Annotated in this window: 16 protein-coding genes and 1 riboswitch; of the genes, 9 read left to right on the top strand and 7 right to left on the bottom strand. The window is 62.8% G+C overall.

What is annotated here, in order from left to right:
* Positions 1-95: 95 nt before the first annotated feature.
* The 7 genes from ACX0MV_RS06130 to mmsB all read left to right on the top strand — a co-directional run bounded on the left by ACX0MV_RS06130 (position 96) and on the right by mmsB (position 7945).
* Positions 96-1589, top strand: a complete 1494-nt coding sequence (locus ACX0MV_RS06130; RefSeq protein ID WP_458981578.1) for a CoA-acylating methylmalonate-semialdehyde dehydrogenase — start codon at positions 96-98, stop codon at positions 1587-1589.
* A gap of 100 nt (positions 1590-1689) precedes the next feature.
* Entirely contained in the window at positions 1690-2937 is a 1248-nt protein-coding gene (locus ACX0MV_RS06125; RefSeq protein WP_458981577.1) for a substrate-binding protein, read from the top strand.
* A gap of 6 nt (positions 2938-2943) precedes the next feature.
* Positions 2944-4110, top strand: a complete 1167-nt coding sequence (locus ACX0MV_RS06120; protein WP_458981576.1) for an isobutyryl-CoA dehydrogenase — start codon at positions 2944-2946, stop codon at positions 4108-4110.
* A gap of 105 nt (positions 4111-4215) precedes the next feature.
* Positions 4216-5034: an enoyl-CoA hydratase gene (locus tag ACX0MV_RS06115; RefSeq protein WP_458981575.1), complete on the top strand. Its 819-nt coding sequence runs from the start codon at positions 4216-4218 to the stop codon at positions 5032-5034.
* A 44-nt stretch (positions 5035-5078) separates the two neighbouring features.
* Entirely contained in the window at positions 5079-6182 is a 1104-nt protein-coding gene (locus tag ACX0MV_RS06110; protein WP_458981574.1) for an enoyl-CoA hydratase/isomerase family protein, read from the top strand.
* Position 6183: 1 nt separating this feature from the next.
* On the top strand, positions 6184-7014 hold the full coding sequence (locus ACX0MV_RS06105; protein ID WP_458981573.1) for an isocitrate lyase/PEP mutase family protein: 831 nt from the start codon (positions 6184-6186) through the stop codon (positions 7012-7014).
* Positions 7015-7060: 46 nt separating this feature from the next.
* Entirely contained in the window at positions 7061-7945 is an 885-nt protein-coding gene (gene mmsB / locus ACX0MV_RS06100; RefSeq protein WP_458981572.1) for a 3-hydroxyisobutyrate dehydrogenase, read from the top strand.
* Between the two features lie 57 nt (positions 7946-8002).
* On the opposite strand, the gene ACX0MV_RS06095 is transcribed toward mmsB, so the two are convergent.
* From ACX0MV_RS06095 to ACX0MV_RS06085, 3 genes are read right to left on the bottom strand one after another with little or no spacing between them, the layout of a single operon-like run.
* On the bottom strand, positions 8003-9307 hold the full coding sequence (locus ACX0MV_RS06095) for an HlyD family type I secretion periplasmic adaptor subunit (protein ID WP_458981777.1): 1305 nt from the start codon (positions 9305-9307) through the stop codon (positions 8003-8005).
* A gap of 58 nt (positions 9308-9365) precedes the next feature.
* Positions 9366-11522 carry a type I secretion system permease/ATPase gene (locus ACX0MV_RS06090; protein WP_458981571.1) on the bottom strand — a complete coding sequence of 719 codons (2157 nt, stop codon included), beginning with the start codon at positions 11520-11522 and terminating at the stop codon, positions 9366-9368.
* Positions 11523-11546: 24 nt separating this feature from the next.
* Positions 11547-12893 carry a TolC family outer membrane protein gene (locus ACX0MV_RS06085; protein WP_458981570.1) on the bottom strand — a complete coding sequence of 449 codons (1347 nt, stop codon included), beginning with the start codon at positions 12891-12893 and terminating at the stop codon, positions 11547-11549.
* A 298-nt stretch (positions 12894-13191) separates the two neighbouring features.
* On the opposite strand from ACX0MV_RS06085, the gene ACX0MV_RS06080 reads away from it, so the two are divergent.
* Together ACX0MV_RS06080 and ACX0MV_RS06075 are read left to right on the top strand one after the other, a co-directional pair.
* On the top strand, positions 13192-17733 hold the full coding sequence (locus ACX0MV_RS06080; RefSeq protein ID WP_458981569.1) for a beta strand repeat-containing protein: 4542 nt from the start codon (positions 13192-13194) through the stop codon (positions 17731-17733).
* Positions 17734-17804: 71 nt separating this feature from the next.
* Positions 17805-18143: a tryptophan synthase subunit beta gene (locus ACX0MV_RS06075; protein ID WP_458981568.1), complete on the top strand. Its 339-nt coding sequence runs from the start codon at positions 17805-17807 to the stop codon at positions 18141-18143.
* Positions 18144-18156: 13 nt separating this feature from the next.
* On the opposite strand, the gene lapD is transcribed toward ACX0MV_RS06075, so the two are convergent.
* The 4 genes from lapD to ACX0MV_RS06055 all read right to left on the bottom strand — a co-directional run bounded on the left by lapD (position 18157) and on the right by ACX0MV_RS06055 (position 21719).
* Positions 18157-20100 carry a cyclic di-GMP receptor LapD gene (lapD, locus tag ACX0MV_RS06070; RefSeq protein WP_458981567.1) on the bottom strand — a complete coding sequence of 648 codons (1944 nt, stop codon included), beginning with the start codon at positions 20098-20100 and terminating at the stop codon, positions 18157-18159.
* Positions 20101-20122: 22 nt separating this feature from the next.
* Positions 20123-20785, bottom strand: coding sequence for a cysteine protease LapG (gene lapG / locus ACX0MV_RS06065; RefSeq protein WP_458981776.1), 663 nt, complete (start codon positions 20783-20785; stop codon positions 20123-20125).
* Between the two features lie 225 nt (positions 20786-21010).
* Positions 21011-21388, bottom strand: coding sequence for a hypothetical protein (locus tag ACX0MV_RS06060; protein ID WP_458981566.1), 378 nt, complete (start codon positions 21386-21388; stop codon positions 21011-21013).
* Positions 21389-21557: 169 nt separating this feature from the next.
* On the bottom strand, positions 21558-21719 hold the full coding sequence (locus ACX0MV_RS06055; RefSeq protein ID WP_458981565.1) for a hypothetical protein: 162 nt from the start codon (positions 21717-21719) through the stop codon (positions 21558-21560).
* Positions 21720-21956: 237 nt separating this feature from the next.
* A riboswitch (guanidine-I (ykkC/yxkD leader) is annotated at positions 21957-22077 on the top strand.
* The last annotated feature ends 18 nt before the right edge of the window (positions 22078-22095 follow it).

The raw sequence follows: 22095 nt of genomic DNA, 5'->3' as shown, positions 1-22095 counted from the left end.
CATCTCGCAACCAAGATCGTCAATCCACAACAGGCGCGCGGCCAGCTATAACACTGCAAAACAACAACGGACCCAGGGTCCCCGTGGAGAACGCAATGGCCAAGGCAATTCCGCAGTTGATCGACGGTGAATGGCGCGAGAGCCGTACGCGCGAATTTATCGAAGTCACCGACCCGGCAACCCAGGAAGTGCTGGCCCTTGCGCCCAAGGCCACGGCCGAGGAAATCGAAGCGGCGATTGCCAGTGCCAAGGCGGCATTTCTCACCTGGCGCGACGTGCCGGTTTCCGAACGAGCGCGGGTCATGCTGCGCTACCAGCACCTGTTGAAAGAGCACCATGACGAGCTGGCGGAAATTCTCGCCGGCGAAACCGGCAAGACCCTGGCCGACGCCAAGGGCGACGTCTGGCGCGGTATCGAGGTGGTCGAGCAGGCCTGCAACATCGCCAGCCTGATGATGGGCGAGACCATGGAGAACGTGGCTCGCGATATCGATACCGCCAGCTGGATTCAGCCACTGGGCGTATGCGTCGGCGTCACCCCGTTCAACTTCCCGGCGATGATTCCGCTGTGGATGTTTCCCCTGGCCATCGCCGCCGGCAACACCTTTATTCTCAAACCGTCGGAACAGGACCCGCTGACGCCGAACCGCCTGGCCGAGCTGTTTATCGAGGCCGGCGCGCCCAAGGGCGTGTTGCAGGTGCTGCACGGCGCGCGCGAGGTGGTCGACAGCCTGCTGACCCACCCGGATATCCGCGCGATCTCCTTCGTCGGCTCGGTGCCGGTCGGCCAGCACATCTACCGCACCGGCACCGCCCACTTGAAACGTGTACAGGCCTTCGCCGGGGCGAAGAACCACATGGTGATCATGCCCGACGCTAACAAGCAGCAGGTGCTGAGCAACCTGATCGGCGCCAGTTGCGGCGCGGCCGGGCAGCGCTGCATGGCGATCAGCGTGGCGGTGTTTGTCGGCGAATCGAAGCAGTGGATCGACGAGCTGCAGGCGCAGATGGCCGACCTGCAACCCGGTTACTGGACCGATGGCCACGCCGCCTTCGGCCCGCTGATCAGCCAGCAGGCCAAACAGCGCGTGCTGCGCCTGATCGCCGAGGGCAAGGCGGAAGGCGCCGAATGCCTGCTGGACGGCTCGCAGTGCGCGGTCGAGGGCTACCCCAACGGTAACTGGCTGGGCGCCACGCTGTTTCGCGGCGTGACGACCAAGATGAGCCTGTACCGCGAAGAGATCTTCGGCCCGGTGCTGGTGTGCATGGAGGTCGATACGCTGGAAGAAGCCATCGGACTGGTCAACGCCAGCCCCTACGGCAACGGCACCTCGATCTTCACCCGCTCCGGCGGCGCGGCGCGCCATTACCAGCACGCGGTGGAGGTTGGCCAGGTCGGCATCAACGTGCCGGTGCCGGTACCGCTGCCGTTCTTCTCCTTCACCGGCTGGAAAGGCTCGTTCTACGGTGACCTGCACGCCTATGGCAAACAGGGTGTGCGCTTCTTCACCGAGACCAAAACGGTCACCAGCCGTTGGTTCGATGAGGACTCAGTGGCCGGCGCGAATATGACCATTCAGCTGAAATGAGAACCCGGTAACAAGCGTTAGACCAATTGACGATCTCACCCATTGGTCTAATGGCGTAAAAAGCTTCTTGGTTTTCCACAAAAACAACAAGGAAGCTGCCATGCAACGTTTGAGCGCCATTCTGGCCCTATGGGCCTTGATTACAGCCTGTGCCCAGGCCGCTGAGCCGATCACCCTCGGACTCAACTACCCGCGCACCGGCCCCTATAAAGAAGAAGGACTCGCACAGATGCGTGGAGCCTTGCTGGCCATCGACGAGCTGAACGCCAGGGGCGGCGTACTGGGCCGCTCGCTGCGTCTGTCGAGCAAGGACACCGCATCGCGGCCGAAAAAGGCCGTGCGCAATGTCGACAAGCTGGCCAGCGAAGGCGCCGCGATGCTGTTCGGCGGCTCTTCCAGCGCCGTGGCGATCGCCTCGGGCAAGCGCGCGGCCGAACACGGCTTGCTGTATTTCGGCACCCTGACCTACTCCAACGACACCACCGGCAAGGACGGCCACCGCTACATGTTCCGCGAGTGCAACAACGCCTGGATGAGCGCGCGGGTGCTGGGCCAGTACCTGAGCAAGAACCTGCCGGACAAGCGCTACTTCTACGTGACCTCCGACTACACCTGGGGCCACACCACCGAGAGCTCGCTGCGGCAGACGACCGACAGTCAGGATGCTGCCAAGCACCCTGGGGTCAAGGTCTCGTTTCCGGGCGCACGCCTGGCCGAATACCAGGATGCCCTGACCCAGGCGGCGGCAAGCAATGCGGAAGTGCTGGCCCTGGTGCTGTTCGGCGAAGACCTGGTACGCGCCATGCGCATCGCCAAGGACCTCGGCCTCACCGAGCGTATGCAGATCGTCGCGCCCAACCTGACCCAGAGCATGGTCGAACAGGCCGGCCCCGGCCTGATGGAAGGCGTGCTCGGCACCGAACCCTGGACCTGGCGCGTACCGGCGCTGGAGAAATCGGCGCGGGGCGAAGCCTTCGTCAAGACGTTCGCCGAGCGCTACCAGATGTATCCGTCCAGCTCCGCGGCATCGGCATACAGCATCGTCTATCAGTGGGCGGATGCGGTGCAGCGGGCCAACAGCCTGGACAGCGAAGCGCTGATCAAGGCCCTCGAGGGCCATCGTTATCAGCTTCTGAAAGATCAGCAGGAGTGGCGCGCGTTCGATCACCAGAATGCGCAGACGGTGTATGTCGTCAAGGTCAAAAGCCGCACCGAGGTGCTGAAGGACCCGCTCAAGCAAGACTACTTTGAGATCGTCGATCGCCTCGACGCCAACCAAGCGGCCCCCAGCCTTGCCGAGTGGCAAAGCGAACGAAAGGCCGCCGGGCAACCCCTGACCCTGCAATGAGGACTTATGGATTTCGAACTCAGCGATGAACAACGCCTGCTGGTAGACAGCGCCCGCCAGTTCGCCAGCCGCGAACTGGCGCCCCACGCCGCCGACTGGGACCGCGACCATCACTTCCCGGTCGACGTGATCAAGCGCGCCGCCGAACAGGGCTATCTGGCCCTGTACATCCAGGAAGAGGATGGCGGCCTCGGCCTGTCGCGCTTGTCCGCCTCGCTGATCTTCGAACAACTGTCGGCCGGCTGTATTGCCACCACGGCGTTTCTGACCATCCACAATATGGCTTCGTGGATGCTCGCCTCCTTCGCCGATCAGGCACTGAAGGACACCTGGCTGCCGCGCCTGGTCAGCGGCGAGCTGCTGGCCTCCTATTGCCTGACCGAGCCGGACGCCGGCTCCGACGCCGCCCACCTGCGCACCCGCGCCAAGCGCGATGGCGACGACTATGTACTCGATGGCAGCAAATGCTTTATCTCCGGCGCCGGCAGCACCGATGTATTGATCGTGATGGCGCGCACCGGCGAGGAAAGTGGCGCCAAGGGCGTCTCCTGCTTCCTGGTGCCGGCCGATGCCGAGGGCGTGAAGTACGGGCGCAACGAATTGAAGATGGGCTGGCGAGCCCAGCCGACCCGCACCATCACCTTCGAGGGCGTACGCATCCCGGCGGGCAACCGCATCGGCCCGGAAGGCCAGGGTTTCGTCTACGCCATGAAGGGCCTGGATGGCGGGCGCATCAATATCGCCAGCTGCTCGCTCGGTGCGGCCCAGGCGGCGCTGGAGCAATCGCTGCGCTACGTCGAGGAGCGCAAGCAGTTCGGCAAGCCGCTCAGCGATTTCCAGGCGCTGCAATTCAAGCTCGCCGACATGCTCACCGATTTGACGGCGAGCCGACAGATGGTGCGCCTGGCTGCGCACAAGCTGGACCAGGGTCACGGCGAGGCCAGCCTGTATTGCGCCATGGCCAAGCGCTTCGCCACCGATCACTGCTTCACGCTGTGCAACGAAGCGCTGCAACTCCACGGCGGTTACGGCTATCTGAATGATTACCCGCTGGAACGCTGGGTACGCGACAGCCGCGTGCACCAGATTCTCGAAGGCACCAACGAAATCATGCGGGTGATCATCGCGCGCCGCCTGCTGGATCAGGGTGGCATGCTCGATCGATTGCTATAAATGCCCTAGCTGTAGGGTTCGCCATGCGCACCATTCGCCGCGGTGCACACGGCCTAGGCGGCCCCGCATACCCTACGCGACCCAGCCAACGACACGAGGACACCTATGAGCCACGCCATCGAAGCCTACCACCCCGGTGTATTCGACCTGACTCACAAACTGACCGTGGAAAAACATGGTCACACCGCGCTGATCAGCATCAACCAGCCGCCGGCCAATACCTGGGACCGCGATTCGTTGATCGGCCTCAAGCAGGTGGTTGAGCACCTCAATCATGACGACGATATCTATGCCCTGGTCATCACCGGCCAAGGCACCAAGTTTTTCAGCGCTGGCGCCGACCTGAAGCTGTTCGCCGACGGTGACAAGGCCCGCGCCCGGGAAATGGCCCGGCGCTTTGGCGAGGCCTTCGAAGCGCTGCGCGATTTTCGCGGCGTGTCGATTGCCGCGATCAACGGCTACGCCATGGGCGGCGGCCTGGAGTGTGCACTGGCCTGCGACATCCGCATTGCCGAGCGCCAGGCGCAGATGGCTCTGCCGGAAGCCACGGTCGGCGTGCTGCCATGTGCCGGCGGCACCCAGACACTGCCCTGGTTGATTGGCGAAGGCTGGGCCAAGCGCATGATTCTGTGTGGCGAGCGCGTCGATGCAGAAACCGCGCTGCGCATCGGCCTGGTCGAGCAGGTGGTGGATACCGGCGAAGCCCGCGGCCATGCCCTGCTGCTGGCCGCCAAGGTCGCGCGGCAGAGCCCGGTGGCAGTGCGCACCATCAAGCCGCTGTTGCAGGGTGCCCGCGAGCGCGCCCCGAACACCTGGCTGAGCGAGGAACGCGAGCGTTTCGTCGACCTGTTCGATGCCGACGACACCCGCGAAGGCGTTAATGCCTTCCTGGAAAAGCGCGACCCGCAGTGGCGCAACAAATAACCCCATTCCCGCAGGGTGCGCCGTGCGCACCAGGAACTTTGCCGATGAACGTACTTTTTGAAACACACCACAGCCTGCATGGCATGCACATCGGCATCGCCAGCCTGGATGCGGAAAAGAGCCTGAACGCCCTGTCCCTGCCGATGATCGAGGCCTTGGATGCCCAGCTCGAAGCCTGGGCGCAGGACCCGAGCGTCGCCTGCGTGATCCTGCGCGGCAACGGCGCCAAGGCGTTTTGCGCAGGCGGCGACGTGGTCCAGCTGGCCCAGCAGTGCCTCGAACACCCCGGTGAAATACCGCCCCTGGCGCGGCGCTTTTTCGCCGACGAATACCGCCTCGACCACCGCATCCACACCTATCCCAAGCCATTTATCTGTTGGGCCCATGGCCACGTGCTGGGCGGTGGCATGGGGCTGATGCAGGGCGCCGGCGTGCGCATCGTCACCCCGTCGAGCCGCCTGGGCATGCCGGAAATCAATATCGGTCTGTACCCCGATGTCGGCGGCAGCCGATTCCTCGCCCGCCTGCCTGGCAAGCTCGGCCTGTTTCTCGGCCTTACCGCCAGCGGCATCAATGCCCGCGATGCGCTGGACCTGGACCTGGCCGACCGCTTCCTGCTCGACACCCAGCAGGACGCCCTGATTGAAGGCCTGGTTCAGCTCAACTGGCTGGAACAACCGGCGCTGCAGCTGCACAGCCTGCTCAAGGCGCTGGAACGCGAAGCCCGCGACCAATTGCCCGAGGCGCAGTGGGCGCCGCGGCGTGCACGCATCGATGAACTGCTCGACCACGCCGACCTGCCCAACGCCTGGCGCGCCCTCACGGCGCTGCTGGACGACAGCGATCCGCTGATGGCCCGCGCGGCGAAGACCCTGGCCGGCGGTTGCCCACTGACCGCGCACCTGGTCTGGCAGCAGATCCAGCGCGCCAAGCCGCTGTCGTTGGCCGAGGTGTTCCGCATGGAATACGCCATGAGCCTTAACTGCTGCCGTCATCCCGAATTCCCGGAGGGCGTGCGCGCCCGGCTGATCGACAAGGACCACAAGCCGCAGTGGCACTGGCCGGACGTGGCAAGCATCAGCGATGAAGTCATCGAGGCGCACTTCGCCCCGGCATGGGACGGTGCGCACCCGTTGGCGGATCTCTGAGGTGTCCGTTCAGCTGCAGCACGCCCTGACCTTCCAGGCCCTGCACCAGCGCGAGGGCTGTTTCGTCCTGCCCAACCCCTGGGATGCAGGGTCAGCCAAGGCCCTGGCCAATTTGGGTTTCGAGGCGCTGGCCACCACCAGCGCCGGGCTGGCGTTCAGCCTCGGCCGTGCCGATGGCGCCAACCGCGTCAGCCGCGCAGAAACCCTGGCCAACGCGCGGGCGATCATCGAAGCCAGCGGCCTGCCAGTGGCGGCCGACCTGGAAAACGGCTTCGGCGACAGCCCCGCCGATTGTGCCGAAACCATCCTTCAGGCGGCTGCCGCCGGTATGGTCGGGGGCTCGATCGAAGATGCCAGCGGCCGGCCAGAAGCGCCCATCTACCCCTTCGAGCTGGCGCTCGAGCGCATCCAGGCCGCCGTGGCCGCGGCGCGCAGCCTGCCCTTCCCGTTTATGCTCTGCGCGCGGGCGGAAAACTTTCTTCACGGCTGCCCCGATCTGGATGACACCATCCGCCGCCTGCAGGCCTACGCCGAAGCCGGCGCCGATGTGCTGTTCGCGCCAGGCCTGACCAGCGCCGAGCAGATCGAAGCGGTGGTGCGCGCCGTCGCGCCCAAGCCGGTCAATGTGGTGATGGGGTTGGCAGCGGCACGCTTCTCCGTCGCCGACCTGAGCGCGCTGGGGGTGAAGCGCGTCAGCCTCGGTTCGTCGCTGGCACGCGCGGCCTTCGCTGGCTTCCTGCGCGCCGCCGAGGAAGTCCGCGAGCACGGCACCTTCGATTTCGCCGAACAGGCCGAGCCCTTCGCTCGTCTCAACGCCCTGTTCAAGACCTGAACTTCCCCACGCGCGAGCGCCCATCCACCCGGCAAGGAGAACAACAATGACCACGATTGCCTTTATCGGCCTTGGACACATGGGCCTGCCCATGGCCCGCAACCTGCTCAAGGCGGGCTTCAGCTTGCGGGTCTTCGACCTGCTGCAGGCAGCCGTTGAAGACCTGGCCAAGGATGGCGCGCACGCCGCCAGCAGCGCGCTGGATGCGGTGCAAGGCGCCGATGTGCTGGTAAGCATGCTGCCCGCCAGTCGTCACGTCGAAGGCCTGTACCTCGGCGAAAACGGCCTGCTTGCCGCGCTCAGACCCGGCAGCCTGGTGCTGGAATGCTCGACCATCGCCCCGGAATCCGCGCGCAAGGTGCATCAAGCTGCTGCCGCGCGTGGTATCGAATTGCTCGACGCGCCGGTATCCGGCGGCACCGCTGGCGCGGCGGCGGGCACCCTGACCTTCATGATCGGCGGCGCGGCGACCACCCTGGAAAAAGCCCGTTCGATCTTCGAGGCCATGGGCAAGAACATTTTCCACGCCGGCCCTGACGGCGCCGGCCAGGTGGCCAAGGTGTGCAACAACCAGGTGCTGGCGGTGCAGATGATCGCCACTGCCGAGGCCATGGCCATGGGCGTGGCCAATGGGCTGGAGCCAGCGGTGCTGGCCGAGATCATGCGGCAGAGCTCGGGGGGCAACTGGACGCTGGAGAAGTACAACCCCTGGCCTGGGGTAATGGAAAACGCCCCCGCATCCAAAGGCTACAGCGGCGGGTTCATGGCCGAGCTGATGACCAAGGACCTGGGCCTGGCCCAGGAAGCCGCCCAGCACAGCGGCAGCAGCACGCCCATGGGCGCCCTCGCCCTGCAGCTGTACCGGCTGCTGCTCAAGCAGGGCAAAGGCAAGCAGGACTTCTCGGTGGTGCAACAATTATTCGTCGAATAGTCCGACGTAGGGTACGCCATGCGAGAAATTCACCAGCATCGGTGCGCACGGCGCACCCTACCGCTCGCGCAGGGCTTCTGAGCGGGCGCGGATGATCGGTTTGAGCAGGTAGCTGAGGATGCTTTTCTTGCCGGTGATGATGTCCACCGAGGCGACCATGCCTGGGATGATCAGCAGCGGATTCGCCTCGCTGCCCAGGTGGCTCTTGTTGGTGCGCAGCTTGATCACGTAGAAGCTGTTGCCTTCGTCGTCGGTGACGGTGTCCGCGCCGATCTGCTCGAGCTCCGCCTTGAGCCCACCGTAGATGGTGTAGTCATAGGCGGTGAACTTGACCATGGCCTCCTGCCCCGGATGCAGGAAGGCGATGTCCTGCGGGCGGATGCGCGCCTCGACCAGCAGGTTCTCGTCCAGCGGCACGATCTCCACCAGATCGCTGCCTGGCTGGATCACCCCACCGATGGTGTTGACCAGCAATTGCTTGACGATGCCGCGCACGGGCGATGTCACCAGGGTGCGATTGACCCGGTCCTCCAGTGCCTTGCCGGTCGACTGGGTCTTACTCAGCTCGGTGCGTGCCTCGTTCAGCTCGGTGAGGGCTTCGCTGCGAAAACGCCCGCGGGTTTCATCGATCTTGCGCTCGACCTCCTTGATCGCCGCTTCGGCCCTAGGCAATGCCAGGGTGGTCGCATCCAGCTGACCGCGCGCTTCCACCTCGGCGCGTTTCAGCCGCAGCACTTCCACCGGCGAGATCGCGCCCTCGGCCACCAGCGGTTCGGACATCTGGATTTCCTGGCGCAGCAAGTTGAGGCTGCTGCGGTATTGCGCCTGCTTCGAAGCGAATTCGCGCAACTCCTGGCGGCGCTGGGTCAGTTGCTCCTGCAGGCCGGCGATCTCGTTGTTCAACTGCTGCCGGCGGCTGTTGAACAGCTGAAGCTCGTTTTCCGCCTGCCGCGGAGCCTTCTCGCGCACTTCGTCCGCGATCAGCAGTTCGCGCTCCTGGACCTCGGCGCTCAGGCGCTCGACCCGCAGCGACAAGGCCACGCGATCCGCTTCGGTTTCGCCGACGTTGGAGGCGAAGCGCGTGTCATCCAGCCTAAGCAGCGGATCGCCGGCCTCGACGATCTGCCCTTCACGAACGAACAGCTCGGCAACAATACCGCCTTCCAGGTTCTGGATTTTCTGCAGGCGCGAGGACGGAATGGCCTTGCCCTCGCCGCGGGTCACTTCGTCGACCACCGCGAAATTCGCCCACAGCAGGCAGAACGCGACGAACCCGAGCATGCCCCAGATGGTCAGGCGCACGATCCGCGGCGCATCTTCTATCAGCGCCTTGTTGACCTCGGGGAGCGGCTCGTCGCCCATTCCGCCCTGGCTGCCGAAATAGGCGGCGACGGCGTCACGCAGCCGTTTGCGCGGTGGCTTAGCTGACACTGATCTGCCCCTTCTTCAGCGCTTCCATCACACTGTTTTTCGGCCCGTCGGCGATGATTTGGCCGCGATCGATGATCACCAGCCGGTCGACCAAGCTGAGCATCGAGGCGCGGTGGGTGACCAGCAACAGGGTCTTGTTGCCGATTACCGACTGCAGGCGCTGCTTGAGCCGCTCTTCGCCGGTGTTGTCCATGGCACTGGTTGGCTCGTCGAGCAGCAGGATCGGCGGATCGAGCAGCAGCGCACGCGCCAGGGCAACGTTCTGCCGCTGTCCGCCGGACAGGTTCTGGCCGCGCTCACCCACCTGCAGCTCATAGCCCTTGGGGTGCAGCCGGGCGAACTCATGCACCCCGGCCAGCTCTGCCGCCTGCAGAACCAGTTCGTCTTCGACATAGCGGGCGCCGGCCACCAGGTTGTCGCGCAAGCTGCCGGAGAACAGCTGAATGTCCTGGGGCACGTAGCCGATGTTGTAACGCAGGTCGCTGACATCCAGCTGGCGCACATCGATGCCGTCGACCAGCAGGCTGCCGGCGTCGGCCTGGTACAGGCCGACGATCAGCTTCGCCAGCGAACTCTTGCCCGAACCGCTACGGCCGATGATGCCGATCTTCTCGCCGGGGCGAACCGCCAGGTTGATGCCGTGCAATGCGGCCTGCTGCTGGTCGGGGTAATGGAATTCCAGCTGACGGAACTCGACCGCGCCCTGCAGCGCCTGGCGCTTGAGCGGGCGCTCGTCTTCGTGGCGCTCCTGCGGCAGCTCCATCATCTGGTTGACGGACTCGAGCGTCACCTTGGCCTGCTGATAGCGGGTCAACAGCCCGGCCACCTGAGTCAGGGGCCCGAGCGCGCGGCCACTGAGCATGTAGCAGGCGATCAGCCCGCCCATGCTCAGGTTGCCGTCGATGATCTGGTACACGCCCATCACGATCACCGCCACGCCCGCCAGTTGCTGCACCAGCAGCGTGCCGTTCATTGCTAGGCTGGACAGCGTGCGCGCGCGCAGTTCCAGACGACTGAGGGTGCCGATGGTCTGCTCCCACAGGTACTGGCGTTCGCTTTCGGCGTTGTTGACCTTGACCGCATCGAGCCCGGCCAGGCTTTCGATCAGGCTCGACTGGCGCTCGGCCGCCAGTGCCATGGTGCGCTGCATGGTGTCGCCCAGCGGCCGCTGCACGGCCCAGCCAATCAGCGCCACCAGCGGAAACGCAAGAATCGGGATCCACACCAGGTGCCCGCCGATGAAGGCAATCACCGCGAGAATCAGCAGGGTGAACGGCAGGTCGATCACGCTCGCCAGGGTCAGCGACGCGAGGAAGTCGCGCAGGCTCTGAAACTCGTGAATGTTCTGGGCGAAGCTGCCGACCCGCGCCGGCCGAAACTTCATGGCCATGCCGACGATGCGTTCGAACAGCGTGGCGGAGATGATCAGATCGGTCTTTTTCCCTGCCAGGTCGAGGCACAGGCCGCGCAGGGTTTTCAGCAACAGGTCGAAGAAGAACACCCCAACGATGCCGATCGCCAGCACCCAGAGCGTGGCTTCGGCCTGGTTGGGCACCACCCGGTCGTACACGTTCATCACGAACAGCGGCGTCGCCAGACCGATCAGATTGATCAGCAGGCTCGCGGCAATCGCGTCGATGTAAAGCCAGCGGGAGCGCTTGAGGGTGTCGCGAAACCAGGATTTGGCGCGCGGGATCAGCTCGCCGCGGTTGAAGTCGAACTTGTGCAGGGGCTGGGCGAAAAACACCTGACCGCTGTAATCCTCGGCCAGCAGCTCGGCGCTTACCCTCACCTCGCCGCCCTCGCTCTCGCTGGGCATGACCCGAGCGCGACCCTGCTCGTCCCAGCCGAGCAGCAGCGCGCTGCGGCTCTCCCTCAGCAACAACAATGCTGGCATTGCCAGCGCGGGAATCTTGTCCAGACTGCGGCGCAACCAGCGCCCCTGCAAACCGGCGCGAGCCGCTGCGCGCGGCAGCAACTCGACACTCAGGCGTTGCTCGGGGAGCGGCAAACCAGCGGTCAACATGGCGCGGCTGGCGGCCTTCTGATGCAGGCTGCACAGCGACAGCAGGCTATCCAGCAACGGGTCGTCGTAGCGATCGCGCGGATCGCTGCGGGTCGGGGATTGGGTTGGCTCTACTGCCACAAAGGCTCACTCATCGCACGTGGTTCAATTCAGGCTGGGCAGGCTCACCTGTGGCGTGACCACATCCAGCGGTGCGGCGGCCAGTGGCGCGACCACGCCCTGGCTCTTGAGCAGGGAGCCCATGGTGGCCTTGATCCGGTACTGAGTAAACAGCTCGGTGAAACGCACTTCTTCGAGACGACGGGATGCCGTGAACAGCTCATTCTCGCTGTCGAGCAGGTCCAGCAAGGTACGGTCGCCAAGGCTGAACTGCTGCTGGTAGGACTCGCGCACCCGGCTGCTGTAATCGACGTACTGCTGAGCGATCGGCAATTGCTGGCGGGCATTTTCCAGGGCATTCCAGGCCAGCCCCAGATCCTCGTTCAACACCCGCAGGGCGTTGTTGCGAATGTCCATGGCCTGGTTGACCTGATGGGACTTGGAGCGCAGGTCGGCCTTGTTGCTGCCGCCGGCAAACAGGTTGTAGCGCATGCGCAGCATGGCCTGCCATTCATTGCTATGGCCGGCGACACCATCGATGTTGTTATCCGCACCGCGGGCCAGTTCCGCATCGAAGCGCGGGTAGAACGCGGCCTTGGCCGCCTCGTACTGCTGCTCCGAGGCCTGCACATCGGCCTGCGCCGAGCCAAGCAGCGGATTGTTCGCGAGCATTTCTTCGCGCGCCGCCTGCAGGTTCGCCGGCAGCTGCCCCAGCAACCCCTGGGGCTTGCTCAGCTCGGTGACCTCGTGCCCGACGATACTCAGGTAGTTGATCCGCGCATCGGCCAGGTTGGTCTGTTCGGTGATCAGGTTGTTGCGCGCCTGGGCCAGCCGCGCCTCGGCCTGATCAAGATCGGCCATGCGCCCCACGCCCCGCTCGCTGCGCAGGCTGATCTGGTCATAGATTCGCTCGTGGCTGCGCAGGTTGTCTTCGGCCAGCCGCACCAGCTCCTGGCGGGTCAGCACGTCGAGGTAGACCTGGGCGACGGTCAGCGCGGTGCGCTCGGAGGTGTCCAACAATTCGTAGGCACGCGCATTGACGGTTGCGCGCTGACGGCCCACCTCGCTGCGCGTGGCGAAGCCATCGAACAGCATCTGCTGCATGCGCAATGTCGCTTCGCCGCGGTTCAGGGTGGTGTCGTCATGCTCGTCGATCCCGCGCGTCGCCGGGCTGTCCGTGCCTTCGCGGCCATAACCGGCGATCAGGTCAACCTGCGGCAGATACCCGCCCCTGGCAGCGTTCATCTGCTCCTCGACGGACAGACGTGCATTGATTGCCGCGCGCACTTCCGGATGAACTTCCAGGGCACTTTGCATCGCTTCGTTGAGCGTTTGTCCATGGGCGGCCAAGGAAACAGCCAGAGCAAGCGGAAGGGCCACGAGAAAGCGCATTGGGTGAAATTCCTTTCGGACAAGGGGGCGGGCTCAGGCAGCTAGACCAAAGCGGTCAGGAAACAATTTAGGTTTAACGGTGGTTGCCACATAGCAAGGCAATATCAAAGTGACATTACGACAGGCATTCTTTATTATCGCGAGCAGTCGGTCAATAGTTTGGCATCTTCGTAGGCGCGCAAAATGACAAGCCAGCAAATTGACGACATTATCCAGTCATCAGCTCAATGTTTGTTATCTCTAAATTACTGATTTAATCGAGCCGCGAAATTAGCGTTTACCTTACCGGAGCAGTCCCATGAGCATTTTTTTCGCTGTTGTTAAAAGCCTTGCGGGCCAGGTATTCGCGGTATCCGTTGACGGGTTGAAACGACAAATTTTCGAGGGCGATCGACTCCTTCGGGGTGAACAAGTTCTGACTGGACTGGGCGAAGTAACGCTGCAACTGGCCAATGGCGAGTTGGTGGGCATTGCACAAAATAGTCGCTGGCAAGCGGGCCGTGCAACCCCCGGCGCTGACTCAGGCGATCAAGCGCCCACAACTGATTTGGAACAAGCGCTGACCGCCGGCTTCGACCCTACCCAAGACCTTGACGCCCCTGCCGCAGGCCCAGGAGGCATAGGTGGTACTGGCGGTACTGCAGGCGGCGGACATAGCTTTGTGCTGCTCGACGAAACGGGCCAGCAACTTGACGCAACGGTTGGGTTTGCAACTACCGGAGGCAGTGGTGCGGCGACTCCAGACAGCGAGCAAGACACCGGAGTGCAAGAGGTTACAGCGCAGCAGCAATTGCCTGATATCACCACACCCAGCATCACCCTCGATTCCCGGCTGTTAACTACAGACAGTACGCCGACCATTAGCGGTATAAGCAACGAGATCGGAGCCACTATTACATTGGTGATTACCGACTCCAATGGAGTCGGTCAAACGTTTACTACGGTTGTACAACCGGACGGCACCTTCCAGGCGGATGTCCCATCAGCCCTAGCAGATGGGCCTTATACAATTTCCGCCAGCGTCACCGACGCCGCTGGCAATACCGCAACCGCCAACAACACCGGTGCCATCGATACCAGCGCCACCATCACCGTTAGCCTGGCCGATGTGAATACCGCCACCGCAGCAGCCGCCACTATTACTGGTACCTCCGATGTTGGCACAGGCCGTACCGTGACTTTGGTCATCAGCGATGGCACCAACTCGGTTAGCGTCGATGCCGTTACCGATGCTGCTGGCAACTACAGCACCACCGCTGACCTCAGCGGTTTGGCGGATGGCAACCTGAGCGTCACCGCCAGCGTCACCGATGCAGCAGGTAACCCGGCCAGCGCAACGGACACCGCGGTGCTCGACAACACGGCGCCTACCGTCACCAGCATTGCCCTCGCCGACACGGGCCTGAGCCTCGGTGAGACCACCAGCGTCACCATTACCTTCAGCGAAGCCGTCAGTGCCTTCAGCAATGCCGATGTGAATGCACAGAACGGCACACTCGGCACCCTGGCCAGCAGCGATGGCGGCATTACCTGGGTCGGCACCTTTACCCCGACCGCCAACATCACCGACACCAGTAACCTGATTACGGTAGCTAACACCTACACCGATGTGGCCAGCAATGCCGGCGCCGCGGCCAGCAGTGACAACTACAGCATCGACACCCAGGCTCCGACCCTGGCCATCACCGACAACGTCGCCGGGGTCGCCGCTGGTAATGTCACCCTTACCTTCACCTTCAGTGAGGCGGTCAGCGGCTTCAGTGCCGCCGACATCGGGGTCAGCAACGGCACTCCGGGCACCTTCACCAGTGTCGATGCCTCGACCTACACCCTGGTCGTCACCCCAACCGGCGGCGAGATCGCGATCAGCGTACCGACATGGGCTGCCCAAGACCTGGCCGGCAATGCCAGCACCGCCGCCAGCACCACCCAGGCCGTAGATATCAGCGCGCCCACCGTCGTGATCAGCGCCTCCGATAGCAATCTTTCAGTAGGCGAAATCAGTACGCTTACCTTCACCTTCAGCGAAGCCGTCAGCGGGTTTACTGCAAGCGATATCAGTACGGCAGGCGGAACCCTTAGCAATCTGGTTCAGTCAGCCAGCAATCCAGCAGTCTGGACTGCCAGCTTTACCCAGACAGGAACTGCATCACCCGCAGTGAGCATTGCTGCCGGCAGCTATACCGATTTGGCGGGCAACCCCGGCACTGCAGGTAACCTGGAGCTGAACAGCACGCCAATCGCGACCAATGACAACTTCCAGCTCAGTGGTTTGGCCGGTCAATATTTCGCCTATAACGAAGGTACGGACGGCAGCAACTTAACAAGCCTTAGCCAAGCCGTGAATTTCGTTAATAGCCATAGCCCTTCCGCTACGTTTACCGCAACCACGCTGAACTATGGAGTCAACAACAACGGACTCGGCGCGAACAACAGCCTACAGACGTTCCTCGGCAGCGATGCAACCAGCTTGTCCACCGACCCGGCCAATAGCAGCGATGCGATCATCAGGCTGGCCGGCTTGGTCAATCTGGCCCAAGGGAATTATCAACTTCGCGTGACGGCGGATGATGGCTACAGCATCCGTATCGATGGCGTAGTCGTTGCGGAATACAACGGCAACCAGAGTCCCACCGCACGCGAGGGTGCGGTTTTCAATATCGCGACGGCAGGCCAGCACCAGATCGAGATCATTTACTGGGATCAAGCGGGCCAGGCCGAATTGAAGGTTGAGCTGAGGCCCGACGGCGGAGCTTACTCGGTGCTGTCCGGTAACAGTTTGAGCCGAGAAATAGGCGCGCTGGTAGGTACCGAGGACCAGCCGCTGACTATCAACGCGACGTCGTTACTTGGCAATGACAGCGACCGCGACGGCGATAGCTTGACCATCACAGCAGTGCAAAGCCTGACCAATGGCACCGCAGCGATGGTAAACGGCGACGTCGTGTTTACCCCCACCAATAATCATAACGGCCCGGCGACATTCACCTACACCGTCAGCGACGGTAGAGGCGGCACCGCCACCGCTACTGCCACAATCAACTTCGCCGCCGTCAATGATGCACCTGTCGCACTGACCAACAGCGTTACGGCAAATGAAGATTCAGCAGTGATCATCAATGTTTTAGGCAATGACAGCGATGTGGATGGCGACAGCCTGACGGTAACGAGCGCCACCGCAACGCAGGGTACGGTGGTCATTAATGCCAATGGCACGCTGACCTATACGCCAAACGCCAACTACAGCGGCAGTGACAGCATTACTTACAGCATCAGCGACGGCAAGGGTGGTACAGCCGCGAGCACGGTCAGCGTGAGCGTCACAGCGGTGGCGGATGCGCCTGTTCTGCTCAACAGCGGCAACATCTTCTCGCTGTCCGCTGGTGGTACTCAAATCACTACGGGGGTAAACGCAACGTTTGATGGCGTGGGTCTATCCCAGAGCAATCTGGAAGTCGAAACAGGGCTTGCCACCGGGGCACTGGATGGCTTCAACCCACCGAGTGGGGCATTGACCAACAACGCCAATGTCAACGTTATCGATGGCAAGCTGACCAGCACCGATTACAACCTGAAAGCCGGAACAACCGTGAACTTCGGCTGGCAATTCGCCAACGGGGAAAACGTCTCAAGTGAAATACGAAATGGCTTCAACGATCAGGTCATTCTGGTTGTCACCGACCCAACTGGTGCCCGCCAGAGCATCATGATCACCTCTTCCGAGCAGGCCGGAGCATCGACCAACAGTAGCGGTGTGCGCAGTTTTACCGCCACGGCCAGCGGTGCCTATCACTTCGACTGGTTGATTTTGAATGGCGAGGACTCCGGAAAGGACTCACGTCTGACGCTTTCCAGTACGACCTTCAGCTTCGGCTCAACGACCTATGGCGCGCCAATCGAGATGGGTAACCTGGTGGCGTTGCAAGACCGGGACGGTTCAGAAAGCTTGAGCCTATCCATAGCGGGTGTGCCTGCCGATGCGGCCTTTACTGCCGGTACCCGACAGAACGATGGTGTTTGGACGTTCACAGCTGCACAGCTCGACGGACTGCAATTGCTGCCGCCTAGTATATTCACCGGCACGCTCAATCTTGTCGTCACCGCAACGGCGACCGAAAGCAATGCGAGCACGGCAAGCAGCACTCAGACCATCGCAGTAACGATCGATAAAGCAAGCAATACCATTGCAAGCGGAACCGATGCAGGGGATTCCATCACCGGCACCGCGAACAATGACCTGATTCACGGTTACGCAGGCAATGACACGCTTAACGGCGCCGCCGGTCACGACATCCTCTATGGCGGCGCCGGGGACGATACGTTGAACGGCGGGGATGGTAATGACAACCTCTATGGCGGCGTTGGAGCAGACACCCTAAACGGCGGCAATAACAATGACCTGCTATTCGGCGGCGCCGCCGCTGACAGCTTAATTGGCGCTGCAGGCAATGACTTATTGTTCGGCGGCCAAGGCAACGACACACTCACTGGCGGCACCGGCGCAGACCGCTTCGTCTGGCGCACGGGCGATACCGGCACCGATTTGGTCAAGGACCTCAACTTCGCTCAGGGCGACCGCATCGACCTGAGCGATCTCCTGCAAGGCGAAAATGCGGGCAATATCCTCAACTACCTGCGCGTGGATACCGCCACCTCGACTCTTCAGGTCAGTACAACAGGTACATTGAACGCCACGGGAAGCAATGTCGATGTTTCCATCAAGCTGGAAGGCAGCGATGGAGTGGCTGCCAACCTGTCCAGCCTTGGCTCCACCTCATCGGCGATCGTCAACGCCCTGATCGCAGGTGCCGATCCGCTGGTCAAAGTCGACCACGCCTGAACGCCATAAGCCCGCTACCATCAGGTGGCGAGTTATCAGGCAGATCGAGCGAAAGTCGAGGGGTGAAAGCGATGTGGTATGTGAAGCGCGACAGCGGCGGCAACCTGCTGCAGGTCGAACCCGGTCCGTTCGCCGAAATGGACGGCCAGCTTGCCGCCGACAGCCAGGAGGCGCAGGCATGGTTTGCCAACCAGAGCGCCGAAACCAGCCTGCTGCAACTCAAGCAGAGCGACCTGGATATGATCCGGGTACTCGATGACCTGATCACCCTGCTGATCAGCAAGGGGGTGGTGCGCATCACCGACCTGCCGGAACCCGCGCAGCTGAAGCTGGTGGGCCGCAGCAAGGCGCGGGATGCGCTGGGCGGCCTCAACCAGTTGATCAACGAGGACGAGTCCGGGCTGATCTGAATTCCCCAGCCCGCTAGCTCTTGGCCTTCCACTGCGCAGGCTCGCTGAACAGCCGGCCTTGCACCCCGCTGATGCCCATCGCCTGCAACACCTGCCACTCGCCTTCGGTTTCGACGCGCTCGGCAATCACCGGGATGTCGATGCTGTTGGCCGCCCGCTGGATCGCCTCGATAAACAGACGCTTGTCGTTCTCCTGATCGATCGCGCGGATATAACTGCCATCGATCTTCAGGTAGCTGAGGCCCAGCTTCGCCAGATTGCCGATCATGCTGAAGCGCCCGCCGAAGTGCTGCAGGCCCAAGCCGAAGCCAAGGGCGCGCAAGCGCTGCGTCAGGTCTTCCAGGGCCGCCTGATCCGGCAGTTGATGCTCGTCCAGTTCCAGGGTGAGACGCGAGCCCAGCTGCGGGTTTCGCTGCAGCAAGGCATACAGCTGCGCCAGCGTCTGGGGCTCGCGCACCGAGCTGGCGGACAAGCTCAGGGCAACCGCTTCCTCATGGGTTGCCATCTGCGATAACAGTTGCTCAAGCATCGCCATGTCCAGCCGGCTAGACCAGCCAAACCGCTCCAGCCACGGCAGGAAGCGCCCTGCCGGAACCAGGTCGCCGTGCTCGTCGAGCACCCGCGCCAGCACCTTGTGGTGCAGCACGTCGGCAGGTCTGACGGCATTGACCACCGGCTGGAAGAACAGCTGGATACGGCCGCCTTCGAGCGCGCGATCAAGCCGGCTGTACCAGCTCTGCCGCTCATCGCTGACAAGGTTCTGCTCAGCCCGCTCGCTGAACGCCCAGGTGGGCTGCGCCTGACTGGCCGCCTGGGTCAAGGCGTTGTCCAGCGCGCGGTACAACTCTTCCGATACGGCGCCGGGCTTGAACGCGGTCAAGCCAATGTGGGCGACCGGCGTACAGTCGCTGGCGCCGGTCTGGCCAAGGCTTTGCAGGCCCTGGTCGAGGCGTTCGGCGAGATGCTGTGCTTCGCCGTGCTCGAACCCCGGCGCCAGAATGGCAAATTCACCGCCGCGGTTGCGCGCCAGCACCAGGCGATTTTCGCCCAGCTGACGCAGCTGTTCGGCCACGGCAACCAGCAGTTGATCGGTGCGCTGGCCGCCAAGGCGCTGGTTCAGCCCGGACAGGTCGTTGAGCCGCAGCAGCATGAGAAAGCCACTGTTCGTCTGCTCTTCTTCGTTCAGGCGCGCATGCAGTTGCAGATCGAAATAACGGCGGTTGGCCAACCCGGTGAGCGGATCCTGGTAAGCCTGGGCCCGCAGTTTTTCGCTGCGCGCCGCCTCCTCGGCGAACAGCGCCTTGAGTTTGCCGACCATCTGATTCATCGCATTGACCACCCGGCGAAATTCAGGTGTGGTCGGCAACTGAGCAATGCTGAGAAATTCGCGTCGGGAAATCGCGTTGGACTGTTCCACCATGTAGTCCAGGGGCCGCAGTTGCCGCTTGAGCAGCAGCAGCCCCAGGCAGATGCACAGCACCCCGCTGAGCGTCAGCCACAGCAGGCTGGCCAGCGCGCTGCTCCACAAGCGACCTACCGCGAACAGCGGATGGCTGATCACTTCCACTTGCGCGGCCTGGCGCCAGCCGTCGCTGACAATCGCATCGCCACGGGCCGGCTTCAGGTCGACCAGGTCGGCAAACCACTGTGGCGCTTCGGCCGTTACCGGTATGCCGGTGCGCTCAACGATCACCGCGCCGGTGCCTGGCTCCAGCACCCGGATGCTCTCGAAATAACCGCTGTCGAAGATCGAGCTGACCATCAGTTCGACCATCGCCACATCGTCCACGTGCGGGCTCAACGACAACCCCAGGGCGGTGGCCGCATCCTGGGCATGGGCGCGCAATTGATTGGCCTGCTGCTCGCGCGAACTCTCCACGCTGACGAAAAAACTGCCGGCGAAGTTGACCAGCATCAGCACGCAGATCGCGATAAACAGTTGCTTGAATAACGACATCAACCGCTCCTATAAGTCGACTTCAAGGGAAGCCTTCTGCCCGCATTTTCTTCAATACATCCTGCCACCGTGACAGCCGCTTGCTGTCGCTGACCTGCTTGCCACCGGCCTTGCCGGGCAACCAGAGCCCTTCGGCATTGAAGGAGTACACCGGCAACAGATCACTGCGCTGGCTGGCTGGCTTGATGGCATCGATCAGGTTGTCGAGCACCAGCGGCATCGCCTGCGGGTCGGCGTAATAGGTCAGCACCATGTGCGCCTGGTTGAGGCGCAGCGCCTTGACGTAGGTAATCCGCAACTTCTCGCTGGCAACGCCCAGCTGGCGCAGGCTGAAATACTTGGCGAGGGCGAAGTCCTCGCAATCACCGGCCCCGCGCATCAGCGCCTCGACCGGGGAAGCCCAATAATCCTCGACCTGCCAGAGCTGGCTGTCGTCACGAAAACGCATGCGCAGGTTGAAGTAACGATTCACCGCTTCCAGCTGATCCCGTTCGCTGGCCTGGGCCTGCTCCTGCAACAGCCGTTGCCAGTCATCAATGCGACCACGGCCTTCGCCAAGCGGTCCATATAACTGTTCGGCGCGGCTGCTGATCAGGTTGAAATCCCAGTTCGCCTGGAGCGCCCCGGCGAGCAGAGCCAGCGGCAATATGGCGATCAGCCAGAGCTTGCCGAGGCGCACACGCAGAACAGAATCGGGGCATATCCGCACACTAAGACTTCCAGCCAAACGTCTGCTGTCATGGTGCTGGCCACCTGGCTAAAACACAATGGCTAATGCGCGCCGCGTCTGGTGTCCAGACGAAGCGCGATACCTGGAGATAGGGAGGTAAAACGGGTGGCGCCAGGTCGGCACAGCACCTGGCGCTCAGCATATGGATTCAGCGCCTGCAGGCGCTCGGCAATCGAGCAATCAGTTGCGCCGCTCCCAGCCGCGATGGCCATCGCGCCTTGAGTCCCGGGAATGCTGCCGGTGACCATGCTCACGCCAGCCGTGGCGACGGTCATCCCAACCCGCACGGGGTTGCACCCGGTAATAATGGTGCGGGGCCGGCGCGTAATGCCGCTGGGCATGGCGATGGTAGTCATCGTAGCGACGGCGGTCATGGCGATAATCGTGGTGGCGCTTGTGGCCGGGCACGACATACACCGGATAGCGCTGCACGTGATAGTAGGTGGTGGAGTGGTTGCGGTCGTAGCCACGATGGCCATAGCCGCCTTCGCCGCCATAGACCGCACAACCGGTTAGAGACAGACCCAACAACGCGACAAGCATGGATTTGTATGACATGGCGGCCTCCTTCGACCGCGGGTGCGGTATCGACTGCTGTCGATACCAGGGATCGCTCCCACCAGATCAGACCACTGCCGCCTGGACAGTGCAGATCACAGCAATGTCATATTCGATGACAAATTGTTTCATCCACCCGTAATGCCGCGCCTGGCCTGCCACTCATCAATCAGCAGCGGCCCTTCTTGGCTTGGCCCGGTGGACAATGGGGCGGACCGCCGCCGTCGCCGCCATTGCCGATATCTACACCGATACCTGGCAACCGCAGGCTGCACGCGGGCAGCGAAACCAACAGAAAACCTGCCATCAGCAAACCGATTAACGCTTTCATCGTGAACACCTTCTGTGTTGCCACGGCGAACGAGATTGCCCGCCGTTACTGCTACTGCCGCTCAGGCCTGTGATGCGCCCAAGCTGAGTGATTTGAATATGAGCGCAATCGACAGTTCCAGCCAGCGGAATCGTCGCCAAAAGATAATCCGTCGCGGATGGCATGGTCCTCGCTTATGCATCGCCGACGAAAGGAATGCGTGTCGCAGCCGGCCCACGGGTCGCGGCGCAACAACTTGCAATGGCCAGCTAGGGTTCCGGCGCGCGATCACCGATCGCGAGCGACTGGTCCGAGAGCGGGCGACCTCACGCAGCCATGCGGATCAGGGGTTACACGGCGGGATAAAAGCCCGGGAGAACGCGCAGCGCGCCTGCAC

The organism is Pseudomonas cistanchae, assembly GCF_054483635.1.
This window is presented reverse-complemented; position numbering and strand designations above follow the sequence as displayed.

Excerpts from the sequence above, each read along its gene's own strand:
- ACX0MV_RS06130 (WP_458981578.1), top strand. The coding sequence starts at position 96 with ATGGCCAAGGCAATTCCGCAGTTGATCGACGGTGAATGGCGCGAGAGC.
- ACX0MV_RS06125 (WP_458981577.1), top strand. The coding sequence starts at position 1,690 with ATGCAACGTTTGAGCGCCATTCTGGCCCTATGGGCCTTGATTACAGCC.
- ACX0MV_RS06120 (WP_458981576.1), top strand. The coding sequence starts at position 2,944 with ATGGATTTCGAACTCAGCGATGAACAACGCCTGCTGGTAGACAGCGCC.
- ACX0MV_RS06115 (WP_458981575.1), top strand. The coding sequence starts at position 4,216 with ATGAGCCACGCCATCGAAGCCTACCACCCCGGTGTATTCGACCTGACT.
- ACX0MV_RS06110 (WP_458981574.1), top strand. The coding sequence starts at position 5,079 with ATGAACGTACTTTTTGAAACACACCACAGCCTGCATGGCATGCACATC.
- mmsB (WP_458981572.1), top strand. The coding sequence starts at position 7,061 with ATGACCACGATTGCCTTTATCGGCCTTGGACACATGGGCCTGCCCATG.
- ACX0MV_RS06095 (WP_458981777.1), bottom strand. The coding sequence starts at position 9,307 with ATGGGCGACGAGCCGCTCCCCGAGGTCAACAAGGCGCTGATAGAAGAT.
- ACX0MV_RS06085 (WP_458981570.1), bottom strand. The coding sequence starts at position 12,893 with ATGCGCTTTCTCGTGGCCCTTCCGCTTGCTCTGGCTGTTTCCTTGGCC.
- ACX0MV_RS06080 (WP_458981569.1), top strand. The coding sequence starts at position 13,192 with ATGAGCATTTTTTTCGCTGTTGTTAAAAGCCTTGCGGGCCAGGTATTC.
- ACX0MV_RS06075 (WP_458981568.1), top strand. The coding sequence starts at position 17,805 with ATGTGGTATGTGAAGCGCGACAGCGGCGGCAACCTGCTGCAGGTCGAA.
- lapD (WP_458981567.1), bottom strand. The coding sequence starts at position 20,100 with ATGTCGTTATTCAAGCAACTGTTTATCGCGATCTGCGTGCTGATGCTG.
- ACX0MV_RS06060 (WP_458981566.1), bottom strand. The coding sequence starts at position 21,388 with ATGTCATACAAATCCATGCTTGTCGCGTTGTTGGGTCTGTCTCTAACC.
- ACX0MV_RS06055 (WP_458981565.1), bottom strand. The coding sequence starts at position 21,719 with ATGAAAGCGTTAATCGGTTTGCTGATGGCAGGTTTTCTGTTGGTTTCG.